The organism is Sphingobium sp. IP1, assembly GCF_002708645.1.
Lineage (GTDB): Bacteria > Pseudomonadota > Alphaproteobacteria > Sphingomonadales > Sphingomonadaceae > Sphingobium > Sphingobium yanoikuyae.
This window is the reverse complement of record NZ_NOIW01000041.1, coordinates 25,083-43,721: the sequence shown is the minus strand read 5'-3', so window position 1 is coordinate 43,721 and position 18,639 is coordinate 25,083. Positions and strand designations below refer to the sequence as shown.

The following is an 18,639-nucleotide window of genomic DNA, read 5'->3' as shown; positions in this document are numbered from 1 at the left end:
CCGTCGAAGTGACCAAGATTCAGTCGGACAATGCGATCGCCGCCGCGGAAAAGCAGCCCAAGATGCTGGCTGCGCTGCAGTCGAAGGGCATTCCGCCTGAAAAGTTCAACGCCATCGGCCAGGCTGCGGCCGCCGACCCGGCCCTGCAGCAGCGGATTCAGGCTGCCGCCGGTACGCCGGCACCGGCCGCGCCCGCCAGCCCGGCGACCCCGGCTGATCCGGCAACCCCGCCGCAGCAATAAGCATATTTGCCATGGGAATGGCGGGTTCTCCCTTGCCCGCCATTCCCGATCTGCGATCCGGTTCCCCAGATCGTTGAAAATAAAGAGGGTGACCATGGCGGCCCCGCCTGTCTATGGTCCCGGCCATGCATGAACAGGCCCTTGTAATCGCGCTGATCGGCATATTGGGCATCGGCGCCCAATGGATTGCCTGGCGCACCGGCTGGCCCGCCATCGCCCTGATGCTCGCCGCCGGCGTCATCGGTGGCCCGGTGACCGGCCTTATCGATCCCAAGCTCACTTTTGGCGAACTGCTCGAACCCATGGTGTCGGTGGCAGTCGCCCTGATCCTGTTCGAAGGCGGGCTCAGCCTCAATTTCCGCGAATTGCGCAAGACCGACGGCGCCGTCACCCGGCTGGTGGTGCTGGGTGCGCCGATCGGATGGGTGCTGGGCGCGCTAGCCCTTTATTATGTCGCGGGCCTCGTCTGGCCGGTGGCGATCCTGTTCGCGGGCATTCTTGTGGTGACCGGGCCGACCGTGGTGCTGCCGCTGCTGCGCCAGTCCAACGTCGCCGCCCGGCCGCGCGCCATCCTCAAATGGGAAGCGATCGTCAATGATCCGGTCGGCGCGCTGCTCGGCCTTGCCACCTATGAATATCTGCGCCGGTCGAGCGAGGGCAGCACGCTGGCGGCCGTCATCCTGTCGCTGGTCGCGGCCGCGATCATCGCCGGCCTGATCGGCTGGCTTGCCGCCCGCGCGATCGGCTGGGCGTTCCAGCGCGGCCATGTGCCGGAATATCTGAAAGCGCCGATCCTGCTGGTCGCGGTGATCGGCGTCTTCGTTCTCTCCAACCTCATCCAGGCGGAAACCGGCCTCGTCACCGTGACGGTGATGGGCGTGGCGCTTGCCAACATGAAATTCGATTCCCTGCGCGACATCCAGCCGTTCAAGGAAAATGTCACCGTCCTGCTGATCTCCGGCGTGTTCGTGATCCTGTCGGCTTCACTCGACCTTGATGTGCTGCGCCAGTTCGAATGGCGCTTCCTCGCCTATCTGCTGGTGCTGCTGTTCGTCGTCCGCCCGGCGACGGTGCTGCTCAGCCTCGCTTTCTCGCCGGTGCCCTGGAACGAGCGATTGCTGGTCGCCTGGATCGCCCCGCGCGGTATCGTCGCGGTCGCCATTTCCGGCTTGTTCGCGCTGCGTCTCGATCGGCTGGGCTATGGCGACGGCGCGATCCTCGTCACCCTGTCCTTCTCGATCGTGGTTGCGACCATCCTGTTCCATGGCTTCTCGATCAAGCCGGTCGCCCGGCTGCTCAAGGTCACGGGCGCGCAGGACAAGGGCCTGCTGCTGGTCGGCGCCACCCCCTTCAGCCTCAGCCTTGCCGCCCAGTTGCGCCAGCTGGAGGTGCCGGTGATGATTGCCGACAATAGCTGGCAGCGGCTGGCGCCCGCCCGCCATGGCGGCATCCCGACCTATCATGGCGAGATATTGGCGGAGGCGACCGAGGAACGGCTCGACCTCGCCCAGTTCCAAGTGCTCGCCGCCACGTCGGAGAATGAGGCCTATAACGCGCTCGTCTGCAACGAGTTTGCGCCCGAAGTGGGCCGCGACAATGTCTATCAGCTGGGCGACGCCAGCGACGATCATGATCCGCGCGCGCTGCCGGAATCGCTTCGTGGCCGCGCGTTGTTCGACTCCGGCCTGGGCGTCGAGGAAATCATGATCCGTGAGGATGCCGGCTGGACCTTCCGCAAGACGCGGATCAGCGACCAGTTCGATTTCGAGGCGGCCAAGGCCGACCTGCCGGCCGATGCCGATATGCTGCTGCTGCTCCGCAAGAACGGCACGATGCGCTTCTTCACCCATGCGTCGCGACCGACGCCACAGCCGGGCGACACCATCCTGTCCTATGTGCCGCCCGCATCAAAGACCCGCAAGAAACCGGAAGGAGAGGAGGAATGAGGAGGCTCGCCCCCGCGCTGGCCCTGTGCGTCATGCTGGCGGCCTGTGATCGGCCCGCAGGCAATGCTGTTGATAACGTAGCCAACGCAGCCAATGCGTCCGGCAATGATATGGCCGCGAACGAGGCGGATAATGTCGCCGAGCCGGTCCGTTCGATCCTGCGCCCCGAAGTGGCCGAACCCGAAGCGCCGAAGATCGAACCGCTCGACGCCACCATCGCTTTCGGCACGTCCGGGCTGAAGCTGGACGACGCGGCGCGTGCGGCGCTCGATACGCTGGTCGAAACCCCGGCGATCAAGACCGGCGGGGCGATCACGCTGCGCGGCCATAGCGACAGCAAGGGCAATGACGGCGACAATCGCGTAGCCTCCCGCATCCGGGCCGAGGCGGTCGAGGCCTATCTGGTCGAAAAGGGCATCGCCAAGGATCGCATCAGCCTGATCGCGCTGGGCGAAACCCGGCCGGTCGTGCCCAATGCCAAAGAGGATGGCAGCGACGATCCCGAAGGTCGGGCGAAGAATCGCCGGGTGAACATTCATGTCGCGGTGCCCACGGTCGTTGTGCCGACGGCGGCCGTGCTGCCCAGCATCTCGCCGGTGGATCGCAAGGACAAGCCATAGCCTTGGCCGCCGATCGGGCGTAGGGGACGCCGATGACCTCTCCTGTCTGGCACCCCTTCACCCAGCATGGCCTCAATGAGCCCATTCCCCATGTCGTCCGGGCGGAGGGCGCGACTCTCCATCTGGCCGATGGTAGCAGCCTGGTTGATGGCATTTCCAGCTGGTGGGTGACGACCCATGGCCATTGCCATCCGCGCATTGCAGCTGCCATCGCGCGCCAGGCCGGGCAGCTCGATCAGCTGATCTTCGCGGGCTACACCCATGAACCGGCCGAGGCAGTGGCACGGGGCCTGGTCGATCTCATGCCACAGACTCCGGGACGCGATCCCCTGGCCCATGTCTTCTTTTCCGACAGCGGGTCGACCGCGGTGGAAGTCGCGCTCAAGATGGCGCTCGGCTATTGGCATAATCGCGCGCTCGACGGGCTGGGCGAGGCCCGCAGCCGCATCCTCGTCCTTGAACATAGCTATCATGGCGACACGATCGGCGCGATGTCGATCGGCGAACGCGGCGTCTATAATGCCGCCTGGCAGCCCTTGCTGTTCGACGTCGGCACCATACCCTTCCCGCATCCCGGTCGCGAGCAGGAGACGCTTGCCGCACTGGAGGCGGCTTGTGCGCAGCAGCCGGCAGCCTTCATCGTCGAGCCGCTGATCCTGGGGGCAGGGGGGATGCTGATCTATCCGCCCCATGTGCTGCGGGCGATGGCCGATATCTGCGCGCGCCACGATGTGCTGTTCATCGCGGACGAGGTGATGACCGGCTGGGGCCGCACCGGCACCCTGTTCGCCTGCGAGCAGGCCGGCGTCGTGCCCGATATCATGGCCGTGGCCAAGGGGATTACCGGCGGCGCCATCCCGCTCGCCGCGACGCTGGCGACCTCGCGCATCTTCGAGGCGCATCGCTCGACCGACCGGGCGCGGCTCTTCTACCATTCGTCCAGTTACACCGCGAACGCGATCGCCTGCGCTGCTGCCGCCGAAAATTTCGCCATCTGGGCTGAAGAGGATGTGCGCGGACGGATTGCTGCGCTGACGCAGGGCATCACCGATCGGCTGGCCTTGCTGGCCGATCACGCCGCCTTTGCCAACCCGCGCCAGATCGGCACGATCATGGCGATCGACCTGGTAGCGGCCGATGCCGGCTACCTCTCTGACCTCGCGCCGCGCCTGCGCGCCTTCTTCCTGGAACGCGGCCTCTTGCTAAGGCCGCTCGGCAACACCATCTATCTCTTGCCGCCCTATTGCATCGATGCGCAGCAGCTCGATGCCGTCTTCGCGGCCCTCGTCGCAGCCGGTGATTATTTCGGTTCTGCGTCCTGACTTCCATTTTCCACGTTTTGGCGCTATGGCGGCGCGATTTTTCGATTCTGGGATATTATGGCCAAAGAAGAACTGCTTGAAATGCGCGGACAGGTTGTGGAGCTTCTCCCCAACGCCATGTTCCGCGTGCGCCTTGAGAATGATCATGAAATTCTCGGCCACACCGCTGGCAAGATGCGCAAGAACCGCATCCGTGTGCTGGTCGGTGACGAAGTGCTGGTCGAACTGACCCCCTACGACCTGACCAAGGGTCGGATCACCTACCGCTTCAAATAAGCCGCATTTTCGATGCGACTCATTCTAGCTTCGGCTTCCCCCAGACGGCGTGACCTTCTGGGGCAGATTGGCGTGCTTCCTGATGCCGTCGATCCTGCGGATATTGATGAAACCCCGCGCAAGGCGGAACTGCCGGCCGCCTATGCGGCGCGTGTCGCCGCCGAAAAGGGCACGCTGGTGGCTGCCCGCCATCCTGGCGCGCTGATCCTGTCGGGCGATACCGTGGTGGCCGCTGGCCGCCGCATTCTGCCCAAGGCGGAAAGCGAGGCGGAGGTCCGCGCCTGTCTCGACCTGCTGTCGGGGCGCCGGCACCGTGTCTACAGCGCCATCACCCTGATCGATGCCGCAGGCGTGGCACGGCACCGCCTGTCCACCAGCATGGTCATCTTCAAGCGGCTGGAGCGCAGCGAGATCGACCGCTATATTGCCAGCGGCGAAGGGCTGGGCAAGGCGGGCGGCTACGCCATTCAGGGCCGTGCCGCGGGCCTCATCCGCAGCATCCAGGGCAGCCATAGCGCGATCATGGGCCTGCCGCTTTACGAAACCCGCACGCTGCTTGAGGCAGCGGGCTATCCACTGGACCCTCGGGATTTCGCGTGAAATGGTACATTTTACGGCTCGGAAATCACGACAAGCAGGTAACTGAACGATGGCCGAATGGCTTTATGAAGAAGGCATTGGCGAGGCCCGTGCCGCGCTGATCGAAAAAGGGCGCATCGTCGAGGCGCTGATCGAGCGCGAGGGCGAGGCTGCCCGCGCCGGGGCCATCCTTCAGGGCCGTCTGGTCCAGACCATCATTCCGCGCAAGCGGGGCGTCGTGCGCCTGATCTCGGGCGAGGAAGTGCTGATCGAGCCGATCCCGCCCAAGGTGGCCGAGGGCGCCAATGTGCTAGTCGAGATCTTCCGCGAGGCGATTGCCGAGGAAGGCCGGGGCAAGCGCGCCAAGGGCCGCATCGCCCAGCCCGGTTCCAAGGTGCATCCCGGCCCCAGCCTGCTGCAGCGGCTGCGCGCCACCGATGTCGCCATCCGTCCGTGTCCCGCCCATGAGGAGGACCGGCTCGAAGCCCTTGGCTGGAGCGAACTGATGGAGGAAGCGGTAACCGGCGAAGTCGGTGCCGAGGATGCCGCACTGCGCATCTTCCTGACCCCCGCGATGATCCTGATCGACATCGACGGCAGCCTGCCGCCGGCCCAGCTCGGCCCCAAGGGCGCGAAGCTGTCGGCGCAGGCGATCCGTCGCATGGGGCTGGCCGGCTCGATCGGCATCGACCTGCCGACCATGAACAACAAGGACGAACGCATCGTCGCGGCCGCGCAGATCGACAAATATCTGCCGCTGCCGTTCGAGCGGACGGCGGTCAACGGCTTCGGCTTCGTCCAGATCATCCGCCGCCGCGAGCGCGCCAATCTGATGGAACTGCTGCGCGAGGATCCGGTGCTGACCGCCGCGCTGGCGCTGCTGCGCCGGGCCGAACGGCATGGCACCGGCGGCGCAGCGACGATCACCGCCGCGCCGGCGATCATCGACCTGCTGCACAAGCGCGCCGACTGGATCGAACAGCTCGCCCGCCGTCGTGGTGGCGAGGTCACGCTGCGCGCCGATTCCGCGCTGTCGCTGGCGGCCGGTCATGTCGCCTAAGGCCGGCGCCTGCCCGGTTTGCGGCCAGCCGGCACAGCCGGAAACCCGCCCCTTCTGCGGCAAGGGATGCCGCGATCGCGACCTGCTGCAATGGCTGGGCGAGGGGTATCGCGTGCCCGGCATGCCGGGCGACGAAGCCCTGCAAAAAAATGATAATTATGGGCTGGACAGCGAGCCGGATTGACGCCTATAGGCACGCCTCCATCCGGCGGTCACCTCCGCCGAGACCCGATGCCCGGGTAGCTCAGTTGGTAGAGCATGCGATTGAAAATCGCAGTGTCGGCGGTTCGAATCCGTCCCCGGGCACCATTTGTTCCCCTCAGAACATCTCGGAAATGCCCAAGCCGCCTCTAGGAAATGGCGGATTTCTGCGACCTTTTGAGCCTTTTGCTCTCAGGGTGTCCAGTTGCATCTCGCAACCTTTTCTGGCCAAAGTTGGTAGCTATTCTCGCGGGTACCCTGAAGGAGATACCCCATGCTGAGCGCCATGGCCGTGAGCAACGCGAAGCCCATCCACCGTCCATATAAATTATCGGACGGCCGGGGCTTGTATCTGATGGTGATGCCCAATGGGGCGCGCTACTGGCGTTTCTATTACACCTTCCTCAAGAAGCAGAAGACGCTGTCGGTCGGGGTGTATCCCGATGTCTCGCTCGCACTGGCGCGAGAACGGCGGGAAGAGCTGCGCCGCATTCTTGCGTCAGGCGAAGACCCGTCGAGCCGGCGGAAGGCTGATGCCGCTCAGGCGCGGCTGCTTGAAACCGGAACGTTCGACCAGCTTGCAGATGAGTATGTCGCGCGTCTGAAGGCTCGGGGTCGAGCCGAGAAGACGGTCACCAAGAATATCTGGATCCTCGAATACGCACGGCCCGCGCTCGGAAACCAGCTGGTGCGGGATATCTCGACGCCGGAGGTGCTGGAGATCCTGCGCAAGATCGAAGCGCGAGGGCATCACGAAACCGCGATTCGGCTTCGAGGGACACTGAGCACCATCTTTCGCTACGCCATTGCCACCGGCAGGGCGAACAAGGATCCAGCGAGCGAATTGCGTGGGGCGTTGCTGACGCCTAAGGTCAAGCACAGGCCGGCTATCACGGATCCGGCCAAGGTGGGTCCGCTGCTTCGTGCCATCGACGGCTATGACGGCGATGGGGCGGTCCGAATCGCCCTTCAGCTGTCGGCCCACCTGTTCGTTCGACCAGGCGAGCTACGGCTGGCGCAATGGGAGGAGTTTGATCCGGACAGTTGTATCTGGCTCATCCCGGCGAGCCGGACGAAGATGCGTCGTCTTCATAAGGTCCCGCTCTCCCGTCAGGTTCTTGGCCTGTTGGAAAAGCTGGAGGGTATGACCGGGGGCGGTCAGCTCCTGTTTCCCAGCCCGCGATCCGACAAACGCGCGATATCCGACAATACGCTGAATGCAGCGCTTCGCCGGATGGGCTTCAAGCAGGACGAAATGACGGCGCATGGCTTCCGAGCTATGGCGGCGACCTTGCTTAACGAATGCGGCAAATGGCATCCGGATGCCATTGAACGACAGCTGGGCCACATCGAAGGCAATGATGTCCGGCGTGCCTATGTGCGCGGCGAGCATTGGGGCGAACGCGTGCAGATGATGCAATATTGGTCTGATCGCCTTGATCAGCTGCGTTCGACAGAAGCCGGCGTAAGGCGTAAATTTTCTCAAGCTTCTGCAGGCGAGCAGGCGGCTCCGTCACGTGACGGGGATGACGAAAGCATATCGCCTGACTGGCGCTAGGAGTGATGGCCCAGGCCTTATCAATCTATTCTGATGAGTGAGGCTAAAGAGGGCGACTTTCAGCGATGGAAGTCGCCCTTCTATTAAATCGCAGATACTGATTGGGGGAATTGTAGCGTTTGCTTGGCACGCAACGATTGCGGTCGCCAAAACTTGTAAGCGCTGCACGCGCATAAGTCATGATGATGTACCATTATATTTGGCTATGCGATCACGACTAGAAAATTAGCGGTCATGTTCCGACGATTAGCTAAGATTTTTTTCTGTCCGTTATTTTGGTAGGCGATCGAAAGGCAAATTTGACTTGGATGCATGATCTTAGAGCAGTGCGGGTTTGGCTCAAATGATGTGCGAAGAGGCATCGAAATGCCGTCGCGAGACGCAAGAAACGCTGTGCCAGGACTCTATGCTCAAAATGACCAATAAGCGGCTCCGTAAAGCTGCGTGCCAGGCGTTGCGCGATGGACAGGGCAGCGAGGCAGGTTCAGCAACCACCTGGAAAGGTCACAATGAGCATCTCCGTGCGCGAAATGCGATGAAGTCGCTTTTGAGCCATCGTCAATGCACACGCCGCAGACCATGCGAAAAAATGTGTTCCGCCTGATCCAGATTATTGAGGTGGATTAGGTGAAATTGGCGCTCGGAACCCTTCGGCAATTTACGGCTTCCTTAGCGGATAGAACCACTAAGGAGACCCCACATGGCCACGGCCGAATATTCCGATGCCATCGCCCTCCTAAAGGCCGATCATCGCAAGGTTGAAGAGCTTTTCGAGCAGTTCGAGAAAGCTGCGACTGGCAAGAAAAAGGGCGACATCGCCCACCAGATCTGCACCGAACTCAAGATCCATACGCTGATAGAGGAAGAGATTTTCTATCCCGCGTTCGAGGGCAAGATCGAGGCCGATACGCTTGAGGAAGCCTATGTCGAGCATGACGGCGCCAAGGTGCTGATCAACGACATCGAGGCTGGCTCTTGGGACGACAAATTCTACGAGGCCAAGGTCAAGGTGTTGTCTGAGGAGATTAAGCACCATGTCCACGAAGAGGAAATGCGTGGAGAAGGCATGTTTGCGCAATGTCGCGCGACCGATGTCGACCTGATTGTCCTGCGGGATCAGATGCTTGCACGCAAGGAAGAGCTGGTTGTTCAGGCCAAGGCCGCAGGCTTGCCGGCGGCCAAACCGACAGCTGTCAATCTGATCCCCACCTGAGCCGGCATTGCGAAGGGCGCGCGGCCGAACTCGAGCGCTCCAGTGCCGAAAGAGAGCTCGCATCCGACGTTTTTCGCCAACATCCCGAACATATCGAGGAAGAGACCATGCCGAAGTTCGGATATAAGCTGATGACAGAGGAGCATGGGCCAAAAGCGCTCGTGGAAAACGCGATCCGTGCAGAGAATGCGGGGTTTGACTTCGTCTCTATCTCAGATCATTTCCATCCTTGGCTCGAATCCCAGGGGCATGCCCCCTTTGCCTGGAGCGTCCTAGGGGCCATCGCCCATGCGACCGATCGGATCGGCATCGCGACCGGCCTCACCTGCCCGATCCTGCGCTATCATCCTGTCATCGTTGCGCAGGCCGCCGCCACTGTCGCTATCATGAGTGACAATCGCTTCACCCTGGCGGTGGGAGCGGGTGAACGACTGAATGAACATGTTACAGGGGTGCGGTGGCCCTCAGTGCCGGAGAGGCACGACATGCTCGGCGAAGCGATCGATATTCTTCGCCTTCTTTGGGAGGGCGGCGTCCATAGCTGGAAAGGGAAGCATTTCCTTATCGACCATGCCCAGCTCTACGATCTTCCGACCAAACCGATTCCTGTCATCGTTGGCGTTAGCGGTCCAGCGTCTGTCGCTCTTGCCGCGGAAAAAGGTGACGGGATCATGACAACCGCGCCGGAAAGCGATCTGGTAAAAGGCTATGGAGCCAGGGCCGGCAATCGTGGGGCCTGCTATGCGGAGGCAGTCATCGCATATGCATCCAGCGCTGAAAGAGGGTTGGAGATCGCACGCGACAGATTTCGCTTCTCTGCCTTCGATTGGTCGGTCAACAGCGAGATTCCCTCGGTCAAGGGCTTTGAGGCTGCTAGCCAGTATGTCCGACCTGAAGATCTGGCAGCGAAGGTGTCAGCCGGTCCGGACGTTCAGACCCATATTCAGTTGATCTCACAGTATGTGGACGCTGGCTTCGATCATATTGTGCTGACGTGCCCTGGAGACGATCAGGCGGGCTTCATCGAATTTTTCGAGCGCGAGCTCAAACCGTCCCTGCCGCGCTTCGAGCCGTCCGAATGAGGTCGCCCCAGGATCGGGACGTTGGAGGGGCGCTCCATGGGTGTGAACGAGGTGAACTGGCTAGGCATCCCAAAAGCGATTGCATGCACCATCCTCCGCTCATGCCGCCAGTCAACGCTATTTAGGGCAAGGCCCGCCGAGTCGCCACGCCAGGCATATGGATAATAAGCTGTGTCACCTGGTTGTTTGAAAACGGCCTAGCGGCAGAGCCTCAAGGATCTGAGAGGTTTAATGGCCAGTTCGCATCAGACCCGTTTCGTGAAGATCTGTCCCGCCCAGTCCGGCGCGATGAACAACGAGCATGACAGGGTCGCCAGAGCCGAACTTGCCCGAAGGATTGCCCGCCTTGGCGAAGCGACATTCGTCGAACATGACCCGCCAGGATTTTCGGCGTTGGATGATAGTGCGCAGAAGACGCTCTTCATTCCGGCAAGCACGATCGACCTAGCCATGGCGCGGCAACTGGGCATAAGCGATGAGAGCCAGATTTACGGCGGTGTGGTTCCCCATGCCTTCGTGGGAAGCAAGGTCATCACTCATCCGCTTTTCCAAAGCAGTGATGCAGTGCCCGTGGGATGGCACTCGGAACTGGGCGCTGCGCTCGCGCCTCATGTTCTCTCCGGCTGGTCAGCTTTCAGTGTGGATGCTGTGCGCGCCGCCGGCCTCGACTTGCTTAAACAGGGTGCAATCCGCCTGAAGGAAGTTGAAGCGACGGCAGGGCTCGGACAATTTGTCGTTACCTCGCCTCGGAAACTGGAAGAAGCGATAGCCCAACTTGATACGGAGGCTGTTGCCCGTCATGGCGTCGTGATTGAAGAGAATCTCGACAATGTCATCACCTACAGCGTCGGCATGACATGCCTTTTTGGAGACTTGATCTCGTATTGGGGCACGCAGCGTCTCGCCACCAACAATGACGGCGCCACCGTCTATGGCGGCTCGACCCTGCATGTTGTGAGGGGTGGCTTTGAACGACTGGCCGGACTCGATCTTGCAGACGATCTGAAGCAGGGTATCAAAAAGGCGATCGCATATGATGCGATCGTCTCGAAATTCTACCCGGATCTGATGGCCTCTCGCCGCAACTATGATGTCGCTGCCGGGATTAATTCTTCCGGCGAAATACGCATTGGCGTCCTTGAACAAAGTTGGCGGGCGGGCGGCGCGAGTGGCGCCGAAATAGCGGCTTTCAAAGCCTTTGCGCGCGATCCCGAATTGTCGGCGGTTACATGCGCCACGATGGAGATTTATGGTGAAATCGACGCCGCACCGATCGGTAGCATCGTCTATTATAGCGGTATCGATGCGGTCGCGGGACCGATGACAAAATATGCAATGGAGCTGGAATGACAGGCAGCCAGATATGCTTCGATGTCGAAGGGGAAAGTCTTGAGGCGACGATCCTGTCACCGGACAAGCTTGTTCCTGGCATACTCTTCATTCACGGCTGGGGCGGTTCGCGCGATCAGGACATGGTGCGCGCCGAAGAGATCGCGCAGCTGGGCTGTATCTGCTTCACCTTTGATCTGCGAGGCCATGCCCGGCACGCCGAAGAACGTAACAGAGTGACACGATCCCATGGTCTTGCCGATGTCGTGGCCGCTTACGACTATCTTGTCGGCCAGGACCAGGTCGACCCATCTGCGATTGCAGTCGTGGGTACAAGTTATGGCGGCTATCTTGCCACCCTTCTCACCGCAGTCCGTCCGGTCAACTGGCTGGCCTTACGTGTGCCTGCTCTCTATCCGGACGAACATTGGGATGTCCCCAAGGCGATGCTGGATCGCGACCTCATCAATGCCTATCGGGCACGCTTCCGGACGGGGCGAGAGGACAAGGCGCTGGCAGCATGCGAGCGATTTGCAGGCGATGTGCTCATCGTGGAGTCAGAACATGATGACTATGTCCCGCACGAGACAATCAGCTCCTATATGTCGGCGTTTCACAACAGTAATTCCTTGAGCTACCGTATCCTCAAAGGAGCCGATCATTCGTTGCGGAACGAGGGCTGCCGGCGCGCATACAACCAGTTGCTGCTCACCTGGATCGAGGAAATGGTTCGGGGAGGTCGCAGATCGTCTACCCCCCACCAGCAAGCGGCCGGAGAAATGCCATCTCAGGCTTATAGACTTGCGGATCGATAGTCTTTTCCAACGCATTGGCCCGACAAGCCGCGTCATGCGTTGAGGGAGGGAAGGAGAGAGTCATGTCATTGTCGCTCGAAGACCTGTCCCGGAAGATGAAGGACATCGATTTCGCGATGCTTGCAACTCGTGCCAAAGGCGGTGCCATTGGTTCGCGTCCGATGAGCAATAATCGCGAAGTCGATTATGACGGCACGGCGTGGTTCTTCACAGACGAAACCGCCTTCATGGTTTCGGACATGGAAGCCGATTCAGCTGTCAATCTTAGCTATCAGGGCAAATCCGGTCTGCTGGGCCACCGTCCTTTTTTCGTCGCGGTCGAAGGGCGAGCCGCCTTGATCAGAGACCGGACTCAGTTTGAAGCCCATTGGACGAAGGGGCTCGAACGGTGGTGGCCGCAGGGCATTCAAACTCCCGGCCTGGTTCTGATCCAGGTGATTGGCGAACGCGCCCATTATTGGGACGGCGAGAAAGAAGGCGAAATCCTTCTTGAAGGCATTAAGTGATGTCGCCCAACGAAAAGCCTTCTGCACACCGGCTCGGAAAAGCCGGTGCTTTTGTTGTCGGCACTATCATCGCCATTTTCATCATCATATTTGTCGGCAGAAACCTGTGGCACGGAGAAGAGCTCGAGCAGGATCAAGCCGTCGGCAACAATGTTGCGACTGAGCATACCGGCCCCTCCTATAATCAGCGACCGTGAGGCACGCCACGCCTCAGACCGGAAGCTCCGTCGCTCTTTAAACCATCATTTATTAGGTTTCGACGCCCAGAACAGATGGCATGGTGGAATGTTGCGCCATTCATATGCGGCGTGCACTGACGAAAATCGCTGCTCGAGGAGTGGGCGTACAGCCTTGCGCATTTGATAAGCCATGAAGAGCCCATCAGGGGATAAGAGCTGCACGCTGCGATCAATGATCTGCGTTGCGATTGCAGGCTCAAGTGTCGAAAATGGTAAGCCCGAAATTATGCAATCGGCCTGCGAAAGGCCGAGATCCGCCATATACTGCTGAGCATCTGTGGCCGATCCAGTGATGACGTGCAAACGCCTGTCCGGAATTGCCGAAGCCAAATGGTCGGTGAATGACGGGCTGGTGTCGATGGCAATCAGCCTGGCATGCGGTCGGAGGTGAGCGAGAATGGCGCTAGTGAACGCGCCGGTACCTGGCCCATATTCGAGCATCGTCGTTACCTGAGACCAATCAACGCCGTGCAGCATTCGGTCGATCAGCCAGTGCGATGCTGGAAATGAAGAGCCGACCGTGTTCGGGCTTTTGAGAAATTCGGCGGCGGCAATGAGCCGGGCCTTCAAATCGCTCGTTCCCCCCGAAGCCACGGAAGTGGGGTAAGAAGCGGCATTTTGCACGTCGGCCATATCTGCTCCTCGACTTATTCTCCGCTCTAAAATCCTCCCGATGCATTTGAAGTTTCGATTCCCGGCGCAAAAATCACGCTTAACAAAATCAATCTCTGACATGATTTCTCACGCTTTTGGGACAATTGCTGATGTCAGTCTCGACGGAGGCGCGATGAAAGAGGGCGACCGTCCTGCTTTCAAGCGGCCTCTTTCATGTAGCGACGGAATTAATCTGGTCACCAGTCATTCAAGCGAGCAACTATGGATCATCACGAGGCGATGGGCGGTTGACGGATGGGTTAGACGGGTTGTACCGATAATCTGCATCAAAGGCCAGGATCGGAACGGGGGCGCCAGGACAGCTGTTTCCCCTCTATGGCGAAACTCAAGGTCTTCCGCACGCCCGCCGGCTTCCACGACGCCTATGTAGCGGCGCCAAGTCAGAAAGCTGCACTGGCCGCGTGGGGATCCGACGCCGACCTCTTTGCGCGCGGGATTGCAGAAAAGGTCACCGATCCCAAGCTGATGGGTGAGCCGCTCGCGAAGCCCGGAGTCGTAATTAAGGTCAGCCGGGGCAGTGCGGCTGACCATTTCGAGGCTGCCGAGCCAAAGTCGCCACCACATCGCAGTCGCCCGAAAGGCAGACGAATATCTACGGAGAATGTGGCGAAAGCCGACGCGCCGCCCATCGCGCCGACGCCAAGGAAGAAGGTTCCGCGCCCCAGCCGCGCAAAACTCGATGCAGCCCAGATAGCGCTCGAACAAGCGGCTGCTAATCTCAAGCAGAGCCTGGCAGACATCGAAGCAAGGCGGCGTGCTCTCGACGCTGAGCGCCGCGCTTTGCAGGCGGAAGGCGATAAGCGTATGACGAAGCTGGAGACCGCCCGCGACAGAGCGCGCAAAAAGTATCAGGCCCGGCTGGAGAAATGGGCTAGACGCTGACGTATCAAGACTGGCGCTTTGCCGTAGGCCGCCTTCTGCCCTTTAATAGGGCTACGGCCTCGTACCGAGGGCGGCTTTTGCATAGACTATCCAGCGGTAAGGACACGACATGGACGATAGCTGGGGATTGCCCATCGTGATGGCTTATCCCTTGCGGGGATAGCCTCATAAACTAAGGCTCACTCATCGGCCAGACTTGACGGCTTTCAAGATCGCTTCGCAGAAGCTGACCAATTGGCCGGAATTTGAGTTTGGGCCTGGGATATGCATATGGGGGCGCCAAGTGCCGGTAACGTCGATTACACGTGGTCACTCGGCGAGTTGCTCATGCACTTGACCAATGTTGACTGACAAGGAACTTCGCCTCGATCTCCTCGCGAGCGGCGACGTCAACGCAGAAGGGGCTTCTCTCGACATTGCTCCGTTCCTACGACGTATATGGTTCCCAGTACGGACGCTCCATAAGCCCTGTAGCAGCTCCAGGGACAAGCGCGGCTTTAGTCTCGACCATCGGCGCCTTGAGCGGATGAAGAACGCACGCCAGCGCTAGCTGAAAAATGCCTCTTGAAACCGGTTTATTGCTTCCTAATTTTTCCTCGCCGGACGCCGAAACCTGGGTCCGGTGGACATTGAGAGCGCCGGCTCTCTCCGGCGCTTCTCATGCCCGAATTGCTCAATCAGGAGGATTTGGAAATGAGAACCAGTGCTTTTGACTTTTCGCCGTATCGACGCTCAACCGTGGGTTTTGATCGGCTGTTCAACCTGCTCGAGGCAGGCGCGCGCGAAGACGATGGCTATCCACCGTTTGATATTCTGAGAGAAGGCGAAGACAGCTATCGCATCACGCTCGCTGTCGCAGGTTTCCGCCCCGAGGACATTGAAGTGGTGGCCCAGCAGAATCTGCTCACCGTGACCGGCAAGCGTGCCGAGGACAACGGCCAAGGCGAGTATCTGCACCGGGGCATCGCCACGCGTACGTTCGAGCGGCGCTTCCAGCTTGCCGATTTCGTGGAAGCTGGCGATGCCCGTTTCGAGAACGGCTTGCTGAGCATCACGCTCAGGCGCGTGGTGCCCGAGGCGATGAAACCGCGCCGAATTGAGATCGCTGGGGGCAAGGCCGCCCAGGATCAGATCGAAGCACCTAGGGATGAGGTCCGCGAAGCAGCCTGATCGCCGACCAAAGGGTTTGCCGGGCCGCATCCAGCGGCCCGGTAGGCCTACCCCTTCCAGCCACAAAAGGAGATGACCATCATGGCTTTTCGTGATCTCATTCCCTGGAGGCGGCAGGTAAACTGGCTCCCCGTCCCGGTCAGTGCCGAGGGCGGCCGAGACAGCGATACCCACCCGATGCTCTCGCTCCACCGCGAGGTGGACCGGCAGTTCGATGGCCTCTTCCGCGCCTTCGGCGTACCCGCATTGGCTGGATTGTACCGCGCTGCCGGCTGGCCGCATGTCGAGCTCGGCGAGACCGACAAGGAAATCCGCGCTACGGCCAAACTGCCGGGTCTCGACGAAAAGGACGTGGATATTACCGTTGAAGACGGTGCGCTCACGCTCCGGGGAGAGAGGCGGTCCAAAGTTGAAAACAAGGACTTTGGTTATCCCGATCGCAGCGATAACTGCTTTGAAGGCCGTATCCGGCTGCTCGAGGACATCGACCGTGACAACGCTAACGCAGCTTTCAAGAACGGCGGGTTGACGGTCACTCTGCCCAAGATGGAGGCGGCAAACGAAAATGTCCGCCCAAATCCGGTCAATGGCAAGGCCGCCTGACGGCCTTGCTCAGAACTTCGGTTCCTGTCTTGCCAATTATAATTGTGGGGGCAGCCTCTGCCTTATCGGGTCCTACTGATCAAAGTCAGCAACTGAGCCGCATCAGCCGTCGAAGATATCCTTGGCAAGTCCCGTCACTTTCCGACGACCGGACCATGTGGCTCGGCGTCATCGGACCGTAGGAAGCGCTGCGCGGCAATCTGCCGCGCATTCGCGGCACATGTCAGCGCAAAGTTTGCAATGCGCATGCTCATATCGACCGCATTGGGCCGCGCACAGATCACAAATGCGGGCGCAACTGTCTAGCATCACTCCGACAACTTCGATATTGAAGCCCGAGCGCCGCACGGCGATCCGGCCCATCGCTGTACAGACGTCCGCGCAATCAAGGCATGACCGGATGCACTGCGTCATCTCCATTTTCTCTGCCATGCAAGCGTCTGCGCATGAGGTACACATTTCAGCGCAGAACATCGCGTGGCGTGCCGCGGTGGCCAAAAGCGGATTAAAATCCTGCCCTACGTCTGGATGGAGCGATATCATCTTATGGATGGACATCAGCCATTCGCCTGCTTGCGTCGGGTCTCCCAACCTTTTTTCGCTGCTTGCGATCGCTTCGCATGACTTTGATCTGATCCGCCAATGCGGCCGCCTTTTCTGGATGAATCGTGGTTTTCTGCCTTGCCACGTCCTGATCCGGATTTCTTGCCGCCACCGGTTTCCTTGTTGACTGTTGCCCACGCACGGCGCTCGGCTTCCTCATGGCTTACGCCCCGATCTTCATAGCCTTCTTCGATGTGCTCCGCTTTGCGCTTTTGCTTGTCCGTATAGCTCGACTTGTCTCCACGTGGCATGTTGGCTCTCCTTCCATGTTGTTTTTCCCAACACGGCAACAGGGGTTCGTGTCCGGCTGTGATCGCAAGAAACTTTCCCACTTAAGTTAGGAAGAGCGAGAATTTGCTTTCTGATCAAATGCATGGCTCGAGACGCCTTCAATTGGCGATAGCTTTAAATTGATCCATGTAATGGAAGACTGGGTGACCAGGAGTCATTCCATGGCGAGATGAGGAGAGACGACGATGCACCATCAGGACGATGCGGCCTATTTTCGCCGGCGTGAGATTCAGGAGCTTGCCACTGCCGAGAAAATTGCAAATCCTCTCGCCAAGCGGCTGCATTGGGAGATGGCACAGCAATATGCGATGCGTGCGCGTTGGTCGGAGGACACGCCGGGTGCTCGGGGGGCATTATTACAAAAAGAATAGGAAACAATTGCTAACTGATTAGCCGATTAATTGGACGAGAGTTTCCTACCGTAGTATTGGGACATGGATACCCATTTCGACGTCAATTTCGGGACACTCGATCATATCTGGGCTTTTGATCGCAAGATGGGCCGGCATGCACAGTAGCGTTATTGTTGACGACTATCTTGTCTTCAGGCAACACCTCTGTTTGTCAGTCATAGCCGCCAAAAAATGAATAATACAAGAAAGCCAAATTCCCGCCATCGGCAGGATGCTCCATTGCCAATTGCGTGGCGACGGAGATATATCATCCGACGAACATAGTTGAGAAGTTTTATTTGTGTTTAAAACCGTCAATTGGTAATATGGCGAAACGATCATTGCGCCTGCTTTTATTGCATTTCAGTATGTATTCCCGGTTTTGCCGGGAGGGTAATAATTTGTGAATTTTGATATGGTTTGGTGCCATAACTTTATTCACCACATTACCATGCGCTTTGGTACCATGGCTTTTCCACAAAACCGCATCATCAGCGCCTCAGGGGCTTTTTCATCACGCTACCCGCGGATCCGATGAAGATGAGATGTCCCGCTTGGCCATCGCATCGATGACAGCTCGCAGGAAGGAAGAAGGGTTTTCGATCTCCTCCCTGGAGGCTGCCTCCCAATTGTCGATCAGTTCCTTGTCGGTCATGAGCCCGACATCGTCCTCATGCCTTTTTCTTACCGTGTGCGTCATGCTCCAATCCTTAGCCTTCGCCAGGCTGTCGGCCATCGTCCATGATACCACCGCCATCCTGTTCCTCTTCGAGCAGGATGGCGGAATCGGCATTAGCCGAAAGGCGAACCTGATCGTCTTCCACCGCAGCAACCAGACCGGTCGAGATGAAGTGGTGATGGTCACCATGAGAACCGCTATCGGCCTTCACCATTTTGATCCTGTCACCTTCAAGCCGGTCCACGGTCCCGATGTGGACGCCATCCGCTCCGATTATTTCCATATGTTCAACAATAGCGGTCAGGTCTGCCATGATCGTCTCCTGCATTCTTTTGTGATGTCCAAAGCGTTCCTGC

Annotated in this window: 23 protein-coding genes and 1 tRNA gene; 20 read left to right on the top strand and 4 right to left on the bottom strand. The window is 59.6% G+C overall.

Annotated features, from left to right (window positions below):
- From CG471_RS15425 to CG471_RS15350, 16 genes are all read left to right on the top strand, one after another.
- Nucleotides 1-242 (top strand): DUF4168 domain-containing protein (locus tag CG471_RS15425; protein WP_143560214.1); only part of this gene is annotated, 242 nt, incomplete at its 5' end.
- A gap of 113 nt (nt 243-355) precedes the next feature.
- On the top strand, nt 356-2,188 hold the full coding sequence (locus CG471_RS15420) for a sodium:proton antiporter (protein WP_017499663.1): 1,833 nt from the start codon (nt 356-358) through the stop codon (nt 2,186-2,188).
- Complete coding sequence (locus tag CG471_RS15415) at nt 2,185-2,808, top strand: OmpA family protein (protein WP_099232383.1); 624 nt, start codon at nt 2,185-2,187, stop codon at nt 2,806-2,808. Before CG471_RS15420 ends, CG471_RS15415 begins: the two co-directional genes overlap by 4 nt.
- 32 nt (nt 2,809-2,840) lie before the next feature.
- Nucleotides 2,841-4,130 (top strand): adenosylmethionine--8-amino-7-oxononanoate transaminase, encoded by a 1,290-nt coding sequence (locus CG471_RS15410; protein ID WP_099232382.1) that lies wholly within the window; start codon nt 2,841-2,843, stop codon nt 4,128-4,130.
- 57 nt (nt 4,131-4,187) lie between these two features.
- The gene (infA, locus tag CG471_RS15405; RefSeq protein WP_003049127.1) at nt 4,188-4,406 is read left to right on the top strand and encodes a translation initiation factor IF-1; all 219 of its coding nucleotides are present in this window, start codon (nt 4,188-4,190) and stop codon (nt 4,404-4,406) included.
- A gap of 12 nt (nt 4,407-4,418) precedes the next feature.
- Nucleotides 4,419-5,006, top strand: coding sequence for a nucleoside triphosphate pyrophosphatase (locus CG471_RS15400; RefSeq protein WP_099232381.1), 588 nt, complete (start codon nt 4,419-4,421; stop codon nt 5,004-5,006).
- A 49-nt stretch (nt 5,007-5,055) separates the two neighbouring features.
- Entirely contained in the window at nt 5,056-6,045 is a 990-nt protein-coding gene (locus CG471_RS15395) for a ribonuclease (protein WP_099232380.1), read from the top strand.
- Nucleotides 6,035-6,229, top strand: a complete 195-nt coding sequence (locus CG471_RS15390) for a DNA gyrase inhibitor YacG (protein ID WP_037521277.1) — start codon at nt 6,035-6,037, stop codon at nt 6,227-6,229. The genes CG471_RS15395 and CG471_RS15390 overlap by 11 nt, the downstream gene beginning before the upstream one ends.
- A gap of 49 nt (nt 6,230-6,278) precedes the next feature.
- Nucleotides 6,279-6,354 (top strand) — tRNA-Phe (locus CG471_RS15385).
- A 166-nt stretch (nt 6,355-6,520) separates the two neighbouring features.
- On the top strand, nt 6,521-7,804 hold the full coding sequence (locus CG471_RS15380; RefSeq protein ID WP_004208776.1) for an integrase arm-type DNA-binding domain-containing protein: 1,284 nt from the start codon (nt 6,521-6,523) through the stop codon (nt 7,802-7,804).
- 700 nt (nt 7,805-8,504) lie between these two features.
- Nucleotides 8,505-9,017 (top strand): hemerythrin domain-containing protein, encoded by a 513-nt coding sequence (locus CG471_RS15375; RefSeq protein WP_072895223.1) that lies wholly within the window; start codon nt 8,505-8,507, stop codon nt 9,015-9,017.
- Between the two features lie 107 nt (nt 9,018-9,124).
- A complete protein-coding gene (locus CG471_RS15370; RefSeq protein ID WP_072895219.1) occupies nt 9,125-10,099 on the top strand; it encodes a TIGR03557 family F420-dependent LLM class oxidoreductase in 975 nt (324 codons plus the stop codon).
- 231 nt (nt 10,100-10,330) lie between these two features.
- A complete protein-coding gene (locus CG471_RS15365; RefSeq protein ID WP_004208780.1) occupies nt 10,331-11,449 on the top strand; it encodes a DUF3182 family protein in 1,119 nt (372 codons plus the stop codon).
- Nucleotides 11,446-12,243 (top strand): S9 family peptidase, encoded by a 798-nt coding sequence (locus CG471_RS15360; RefSeq protein WP_004208781.1) that lies wholly within the window; start codon nt 11,446-11,448, stop codon nt 12,241-12,243. Before CG471_RS15365 ends, CG471_RS15360 begins: the two co-directional genes overlap by 4 nt.
- A gap of 62 nt (nt 12,244-12,305) precedes the next feature.
- A complete protein-coding gene (locus CG471_RS15355) occupies nt 12,306-12,749 on the top strand; it encodes a pyridoxamine 5'-phosphate oxidase family protein (RefSeq protein ID WP_004208782.1) in 444 nt (147 codons plus the stop codon).
- Nucleotides 12,749-12,946 (top strand): hypothetical protein, encoded by a 198-nt coding sequence (locus CG471_RS15350; RefSeq protein WP_004208783.1) that lies wholly within the window; start codon nt 12,749-12,751, stop codon nt 12,944-12,946. The genes CG471_RS15355 and CG471_RS15350 overlap by 1 nt, the downstream gene beginning before the upstream one ends.
- A 45-nt stretch (nt 12,947-12,991) precedes the next feature.
- On the opposite strand, the gene CG471_RS15345 is transcribed toward CG471_RS15350, so the two are convergent.
- Nucleotides 12,992-13,621 carry a class I SAM-dependent methyltransferase gene (locus CG471_RS15345; protein ID WP_150131267.1) on the bottom strand — a complete coding sequence of 210 codons (630 nt, stop codon included), beginning with the start codon at nt 13,619-13,621 and terminating at the stop codon, nt 12,992-12,994.
- Nucleotides 13,622-13,978: 357 nt separating this feature from the next.
- On the opposite strand from CG471_RS15345, the gene CG471_RS15340 reads away from it, so the two are divergent.
- The 3 genes from CG471_RS15340 to CG471_RS15325 all read left to right on the top strand — a co-directional run bounded on the left by CG471_RS15340 (nt 13,979) and on the right by CG471_RS15325 (nt 16,318).
- Entirely contained in the window at nt 13,979-14,545 is a 567-nt protein-coding gene (locus CG471_RS15340; RefSeq protein ID WP_004208785.1) for a hypothetical protein, read from the top strand.
- Between the two features lie 693 nt (nt 14,546-15,238).
- On the top strand, nt 15,239-15,715 hold the full coding sequence (locus CG471_RS15330) for an Hsp20 family protein (RefSeq protein ID WP_004208786.1): 477 nt from the start codon (nt 15,239-15,241) through the stop codon (nt 15,713-15,715).
- 81 nt (nt 15,716-15,796) lie between these two features.
- Nucleotides 15,797-16,318: an Hsp20/alpha crystallin family protein gene (locus CG471_RS15325; RefSeq protein ID WP_072895286.1), complete on the top strand. Its 522-nt coding sequence runs from the start codon at nt 15,797-15,799 to the stop codon at nt 16,316-16,318.
- A gap of 557 nt (nt 16,319-16,875) precedes the next feature.
- Here the strand turns inward: CG471_RS15325 and CG471_RS15315 are convergent.
- Nucleotides 16,876-17,172, bottom strand: a complete 297-nt coding sequence (locus CG471_RS15315) for a plasmid stabilization protein (protein WP_072895214.1) — start codon at nt 17,170-17,172, stop codon at nt 16,876-16,878.
- 225 nt (nt 17,173-17,397) lie between these two features.
- On the opposite strand from CG471_RS15315, the gene CG471_RS15310 reads away from it, so the two are divergent.
- A complete protein-coding gene (locus CG471_RS15310) occupies nt 17,398-17,583 on the top strand; it encodes a hypothetical protein (RefSeq protein ID WP_048938969.1) in 186 nt (61 codons plus the stop codon).
- Between the two features lie 535 nt (nt 17,584-18,118).
- On the opposite strand, the gene CG471_RS15305 is transcribed toward CG471_RS15310, so the two are convergent.
- Complete coding sequence (locus tag CG471_RS15305) at nt 18,119-18,304, bottom strand: hypothetical protein (protein ID WP_037490583.1); 186 nt, start codon at nt 18,302-18,304, stop codon at nt 18,119-18,121.
- Between the two features lie 10 nt (nt 18,305-18,314).
- A complete protein-coding gene (locus CG471_RS15300) occupies nt 18,315-18,596 on the bottom strand; it encodes a DUF2171 domain-containing protein (RefSeq protein WP_072895282.1) in 282 nt (93 codons plus the stop codon).
- Nucleotides 18,597-18,639 lie beyond the last annotated feature (43 nt).